The sequence below is a fragment of the Galactobacter sp. genome (genome assembly GCF_022712295.1).
Taxonomy (GTDB): Bacteria; Actinomycetota; Actinomycetes; order Actinomycetales; family Micrococcaceae; genus Galactobacter.
Genome location: NZ_JALAGT010000141.1, coordinates 1 through 5,945, shown reverse-complemented (window position 1 = coordinate 5,945; position 5,945 = coordinate 1). Strand labels below are relative to the sequence as shown.

Annotated in this window: 9 protein-coding genes and 1 pseudogene; 5 read left to right on the top strand and 5 right to left on the bottom strand. The window is 62.3% G+C overall.

The genetic code is table 11. From position 1 onward, the window contains the following. A pseudogene (locus Q0A15_RS10575) lies at positions 1-196 on the top strand (IS630 family transposase); the annotation flags it as partial. Here the strand turns inward: Q0A15_RS10575 and Q0A15_RS10570 are convergent. Continuing rightward, positions 153-524, bottom strand: coding sequence for a bifunctional 2-polyprenyl-6-hydroxyphenol methylase/3-demethylubiquinol 3-O-methyltransferase UbiG (locus Q0A15_RS10570; RefSeq protein ID WP_291279494.1), 372 nt, complete (start codon positions 522-524; stop codon positions 153-155). The pseudogene Q0A15_RS10575 and the gene Q0A15_RS10570 overlap by 44 nt on opposite strands. Positions 525-549: 25 nt before the next feature. Between Q0A15_RS10570 and Q0A15_RS10565 the strand changes: the two genes are divergently transcribed. Beyond that, entirely contained in the window at positions 550-810 is a 261-nt protein-coding gene (locus Q0A15_RS10565; RefSeq protein WP_291279493.1) for a type II toxin-antitoxin system Phd/YefM family antitoxin, read from the top strand. Beyond that, positions 811-1,065, top strand: a complete 255-nt coding sequence (locus tag Q0A15_RS10560; protein ID WP_291279492.1) for a Txe/YoeB family addiction module toxin — start codon at positions 811-813, stop codon at positions 1,063-1,065. Between the two features lie 114 nt (positions 1,066-1,179). Here Q0A15_RS10560 and Q0A15_RS10555 read toward each other — a convergent pair whose 3' ends face one another. Continuing rightward, a complete protein-coding gene (locus tag Q0A15_RS10555; RefSeq protein ID WP_291279491.1) occupies positions 1,180-1,605 on the bottom strand; it encodes a GNAT family N-acetyltransferase in 426 nt (141 codons plus the stop codon). A gap of 736 nt (positions 1,606-2,341) precedes the next feature. Between Q0A15_RS10555 and Q0A15_RS10550 the strand changes: the two genes are divergently transcribed. Continuing rightward, positions 2,342-2,668 carry a 2TM domain-containing protein gene (locus tag Q0A15_RS10550; protein ID WP_291279490.1) on the top strand — a complete coding sequence of 109 codons (327 nt, stop codon included), beginning with the start codon at positions 2,342-2,344 and terminating at the stop codon, positions 2,666-2,668. Positions 2,669-2,725: 57 nt separating this feature from the next. Here the strand turns inward: Q0A15_RS10550 and Q0A15_RS10545 are convergent, their stop codons facing one another. From Q0A15_RS10545 to Q0A15_RS10535, 3 genes are all read right to left on the bottom strand, one after another. After that, complete coding sequence (locus Q0A15_RS10545; RefSeq protein ID WP_291279489.1) at positions 2,726-2,959, bottom strand: transcriptional regulator; 234 nt, start codon at positions 2,957-2,959, stop codon at positions 2,726-2,728. 57 nt (positions 2,960-3,016) lie between these two features. After that, positions 3,017-3,448, bottom strand: coding sequence for a hypothetical protein (locus Q0A15_RS10540; RefSeq protein ID WP_291279488.1), 432 nt, complete (start codon positions 3,446-3,448; stop codon positions 3,017-3,019). Between the two features lie 150 nt (positions 3,449-3,598). Beyond that, positions 3,599-4,096 (bottom strand): DinB family protein, encoded by a 498-nt coding sequence (locus Q0A15_RS10535; protein WP_291279487.1) that lies wholly within the window; start codon positions 4,094-4,096, stop codon positions 3,599-3,601. A gap of 328 nt (positions 4,097-4,424) precedes the next feature. On the opposite strand from Q0A15_RS10535, the gene Q0A15_RS10530 reads away from it, so the two are divergent. Then, the gene (locus tag Q0A15_RS10530; protein WP_291279486.1) at positions 4,425-5,675 is read left to right on the top strand and encodes a Fic family protein; all 1,251 of its coding nucleotides are present in this window, start codon (positions 4,425-4,427) and stop codon (positions 5,673-5,675) included. Positions 5,676-5,945 lie beyond the last annotated feature (270 nt).

Genomic DNA, 5,945 nt, shown 5'->3' with positions numbered 1-5,945 from the left:
GGAGGTCTGGTTTGGGATCATCGACCGTCAAGCCATCCGCCGCGGGATCTTCACCTCTGTACGTGATCTGAATGCGAAGATCCGTCAATTCATCACCGGCTGGAACGACCGCAAACATCCCTTCGTCTGGACCAAAACCGCAGACCAGATCCTCACGAAAGCCAACCGCCTACCAACTTCCGAAACGCGACACTAGATGGCATGTGGGCGGCGATGTCTCGAAGGGCGCGGCTGAGGTTCTCGTCTTCGCGGATGGCCTGAACTTCCTTTGAAGACAGGATTGCGACGCCGAACTCGCGACCGACCGGGATTGCGCGGGAATCGTCGATGACCCATTCCACCCGGTCGGCGTCCAGCTTCTGTTTAGCGGTGATTGATGGTTGATGAGGATCAACCCCGGTGACGGCAAAGCCGGCGTGGGCGATCACGACGGTGATGCGGCCCGTGCCGCAGCCGAGATCCAGAACGCGCGCGCCGCTCGATGTGAATTGACGGCAGTGAGTGGTACCGTAAATCTGTACCACTCGTCCGAATGGAGGGGCCCACATCATGTCCATCAGCGCAAGCGAGGCGCGCAAGACCCTGTTCCCGCTCATCGAGCGAGTGAATGAGGACCGTGAGGCCGTCGAGATCGTCTCTCGTAAGGGCAATGCTGTTCTGATGCCGGCTGACGAGTACGCCGCATGGCAGGAGACTGCCTACCTGTTCCGCTCGCCGGCCAACGCCCGCCGCCTGCTCGACGCCTACGACCGTGCCCGTAGCGGAAAGGTCGAAATCCACGACCTCGATCGCGCAGACGAGGAAGCCTGAGTGCGTCTGGTCTGGGACGAGTCGGCCTGGGAGGACTACAAGCACTGGCAGACCGCCGACAGGAAGGTCCTGAAGCGCATCAATACGCTCATTGACGCCTGCCTGCGCGAACCGTTCTCCGGGATCGGCAAGCCCGAACAGCTGAAGTACGGAGCGCAGGGCTCGTGGTCGCGGCGCATCACCGATGAGCACCGACTGGTCTATCTCGTGGTCGACGAGGACCTCGTGATTCTTCAGGCCCGCTACCACTACTGAGTCAGATCGCCCTATTCGTGGGCACGTGGTCGAGTTCCGGTTCAACGTCTGACCTTCAACTTTTCAGAACGGCCCCGTACCGCTTCGGCAGGCGGGTCCGTTCTGCTGGCGGGGTCATCGGGCTTGCGTCAGTGGCATGAATCCGTGGCCCACATAGAGGTGGGCGGCTGCGGCGGAGGTGCCGGCTCCGATGCGGAGACTGAGTTGAGTGTCGCCTGCCTGAGTACAAGCGGCGACCGCAGCCCGTATCAATGAACGGCCCAGTCCTTGACCGGCTGCAGCTGGGGCCACAAAGAGATCGATGATGAACGGCCCAGGCAATTCAGGATCCCAGATGGATCGTTCGACGACGTGGACGGCACCTACGGCGCGCCCGCCCTGAAGGGCGACCCACGACGCGTCGTTGCGAAGCGTGCCGTACTCGCCGGCAAAAGTGTCGTCGATGTCTTGCCGAGCATCGTCGAGGTTCTCGGCAGCCACGCCGGGCGGATAGGCGTCCAGGTAGGCCAGTGCAAGTTGGTCGCGCCATCTGAGGTCCATTGGAACCAGCGAGGGGTCGGAGTGCGGTTGAAGTTCTTCGTGAGGCTGCAATGCCAGCGTCAGGAGGTCTGACGGCATGCTTGTCCCGTTCTATGTGGTGGTCGTGGACAGAAGTAATGAACAATCACAGACGGAACATGCAGAAAACTTAGCATGACTGTTGACACCGCTCTCCGGCATTCGTCGACTGCCCGATGATCGGCGCCAGGACCAGTTGGCCAGGCGGATCGAGGCGGTGCTCAAACCGGATCGGAACGGCCGCGCTGTGCTGCCGTTCGAGGCAGACGTGGCAAATCGATACGCAGACGTGCTCGCGAGTCGTGACGCTGCGGGAGCACCGCTTCGCACTGCCGACGCGCAAATTGCCGCTATCCGCCTGGCGCGTGGGGGCGACCTGCGCTTCGCGCAACGTGGAGGATTTCGCCGAGACCGGTGTCGAACTGGTGGCTCCGTGGAGGGTCGATGTATGAGACATCATTCGTGTCCGGCTGCGACTTTCGAAGGCTCTGTGATCAGGCCGCCAGCTCGGAGGAGGCAGGCATTCGTCAGTTTCTGGTCGCCGACCCCGACGGGTACTTGATCCGCTATCAATGCTCGACCGGTCGCAGGACGGTCTCACTGTGACTCCGCAGTCGAAACCCGTCGGTCGAGCGTGCTCGTGGCCAGGCTGTCTGGTGGCAGATCAACCCGGAAAGGCGTTGTCGAGCTCTGCCACCTGACGTCTCTGGCGCCGACCGTGTACTTTGACGGCCGCGTTGGCTACCTTGACCAGATGAACGAAGAGATGAGAGATGCCGCCCGAAAACGCATCAAGGCGAAACGAGACTTCTGGAACATGGTGGTCGCGTTCGTGATCATCGCTGCTGTGATGAACGTGGTATGGCTCATGAGCGGCTACCGCTCCTACTACTGGCCGGCCTGGCCGATGATCGGATTCGCGATCGCAACCGCATTCACGGCTTTCAACATCTTTGGTCCTGGCCGCAAACCGATCACAGACGATGACATCGATCGTGAGGTCCGGAAGATGGGTGGCGGGGGGCCGCCCCACTCCGCTCGGTGATTCTCGGGTGCTGGCACCCTCCGCTTTACGCAACGTGAAGCATCGCGTCCAACCGGTTCAGTGCCCGGCGATCCGATTGAGCGTGTCCACCAGCTTCCTGAAGGTCTTTTGACCCTCGGGTGTGAGGCTCGCCAACGTTGCTCCGTAACGCGACCTACGCTCCTTCGTGATCCGCACGAGTCCGCGTTCTTCGAGGTCGCGGAGGATCTTCGACAGGTCAGGCATGGACAAGCCGGTCGCTACTTGTAGAGCCGGATAGTCCGCTTGCTCCACATGATTGAGATGGGACAAGGTAACGAACCGCTTAGGTGCAACAAGGTGCGCATCGATCTCTGCGTAGGACATGCGTCAGCGCCGGACCAGAAGTACGACGTAGTAAATCAGCCAGGCAGCAGGGGCCAGGCCTGCGAAGATGAACACTTCCGGGACCGGGACCGTTTCGCCACGGGTGATGCCCCGCCAAACGGGCATCACCAGCCAGACCGCAAAGACCGTCAACGCCAGTGTCCCTGTCAATCGTGGTTCGTTCGGCCGACGCAGACGCTTGAGGAGCCACAAATGTGACATCACGAGTGCCCCTGCTGCGGGAATCACGGCCCACCACGGGTGCCCGACCAGCGCGACGACGCCGGCCGCGAAGGAGAGCAGGATGATGGCGGCGGCGCTGAGATGATCCGCGGCTCCGAGTACTCGCCGAGGCCTTGCTGGTATCGAGTCCAGCAGGCGCTGCGCTTCGGCGGGGGTTGGGCCTGCGGTCTCACTGTGATCTGCGGAGCTCATGGTTCAAGACTAGCAACTACTTGCAAATATAGAAACTAGTGGTTGTCGGCGTTGTTCCAGCGTCGTTTGGTCGCTTGTCGGGGTGGTCGCAGCAGAGACGACTTCTTGCTTTCCAGTTCGAGATCCGGCAGCGGCCCGCCGTGTCGCCTCCTACTTCGTGGGTGCCCCGGCCACATATGCGGCCTGGGCCACGTGCTGGATCGCGTCGTCGATGATCGAGATCAGCCGGACTCCGCGGGTGACCGGTGGGGTCCAGTTGGAGTCGATGATCTCGTCGAGGTCGTCGTCCGACAACGAACCCGTGTACTGACGCACCGCCATCAGCGCAGCCTCGAGGTACTCCACGAGCAGGCCCTGGTCTTCGACGACGATTGCCTCTGCGTCTTCCGGACTCTGCCCATAGCCGACGGCGTCGCCGGCGTGGCCCAGCCCGAAGCGACCGCGGAATTTTTCCCACACCTGCGAGCCGCCGGTGAGGTCCGCCAACTGCACATCGACTTCGCGACCGCTGTGCCACAGCAACCATGCGATGGAGTTCGGATGCCCGCTGGGATGAGCATTGAGCTGCCCTGGGGTCAGGGGTGGCAGGGCGTTGGCCGCATCGATGGGACGTTGGGCCAGATCGGAGAGGATCTCGTTGCTGTTCATGACATCCATGCTGCTCTTCGTGAGCTGACATGGCACCCATCAATAGCGGTCCTGTTCCAGATTGTGGGCGGTGCCATGCCCGACGGCGGTGGGCACCGGTCGTCGGGCAAGGCACCTTGCCGCCTGCGGCGGCCGTGGCGACCTGGTGAGCACACCAGCAGTCTCTCGGCCTATCGCATCACTGCACTTCGCGACGTCCGTCAGGCGCTCAAGGGCTCGCTCGTCAACCGGAACCGCTGCATGAGCATGGTCGCCACAGTTCGGGGTGCGGCATATCATCGGTTCGCCGAATGGAAGGCCACCATCGAACGGTCCAGCGGAACCTTGGATGACTGCATCCCATACCAAAGGTTATACAAATAACCTTTGGTATTATTTCGACATGACCGGCAAGTCAGACGGTGGATGGCCCGCGATCACCACGGAAGCACGCCCTTGGGTTCGCTCGGGCGACGAGGTTGCGTCTCGTCGTGCTCTCATGCGCGCCCGCGGCGACTACGAGGCGGCCGTGCCGGCTCACCTGGCTCGAATTCATGTTTCCCTCGCGCCTGAGGTGCTCGCGATGGCCGACGATGCGAGCCGCGAACTCACACGTTTTGACAGCGAGATCGGTGCCATCACAGCACCCTTTGCTTCGATCCTGTTGAGGACGGAATCGGCTTCGAGTTCGGAAGTCGAGAATCTGACCTCGAGCGCGAAGCAAGTTGCGCTCGCTGAGATCGGGGCATCAGGTTCGGGGAACGCGAAGCTGGTTGTCGCAAATGCTCGCGCGATGGTGGCGGCACTTGAGCTTGCCGATCACTTCGGTGTTGACGCGATCATCGCGATGCAAGAAGCACTTCTCGGGGAGAGCGCGCCACACTTTGCTGGCCAGTTCCGATCGCAGCAGGTGTGGATCGGCGGTGGAAGTCTCTCGCCCCATGCGGCCGCCTTCGTGCCACCTCACTATGAGCGAGTGCCGGAACTCATGGATGACCTCGTTGAGTTCGCGAATCGGACCGACGTTCCCGTGCTCGCGCACGCTGCGCTTACGCATGCGCAGTTCGAGACCATTCATCCCTTCTCAGACGGCAATGGACGTACCGGGCGGGCTTTGCTGCACAGCATGCTGAGACGTGGGGGGATCACTCAAAATGTGACGGTGCCGGTGTCGGCAGGGCTGTTGCGAGATACGCACGCCTACTTTGACGCGCTCACCGCGTTCAGGGAGGGCGACGCCGGGGCGATCGTCGAGGCGGTATCGGAGGCGGCGTTTCTGGCCATCCGGAATGGTAGGGGGCTGGTGTCGGATCTTGGGAACGTCCGTGCATCGTGGAAGGAACGGGTCGTCGCCCGCACCGGCTCTGCCGCCGCGCGGCTTGGCAATGTTCTGCTGCGACAGCCGGTGGTTTCCGCAAAGGTCGTGGCGAAGGAACTGAAGGTGTCTGAGGTGGCGGCGCAGGGGGCGATTGATCGTTTCATGACAGCCGGAGCCCTGGTCTCGACCAACAACTGGAAGAGAAATCGCATCTGGCATGCACCTGAGGTGCTGGAAGCCCTCGATCAGTTCGGAGAGCGATCGCGTCGCTCACGCGTCTGAGGCCAATTCCGCTTCACGAGCCAGCGCGAGCACCTCCGCAGCCACGCGCCTCGCATCGTGGGCCGTGGCTTGGCGGATTGCCGGCTCGTCCGCGCCGCTGCTGTGGCTCAACGTTGAAGTCTAGGTGCGTCCGCGCGGTCAAAGACTCGGCGACGTGAGCACGCCGTAGCATCGAGAACGTGAAACCCCTCCGCAAGAGACTGCTACGCGGCGCCGCCGCGACGCTCATCGCTGCCGTGGCCTGGGGCGAGGTGGTCAGTTGGCGGGCCT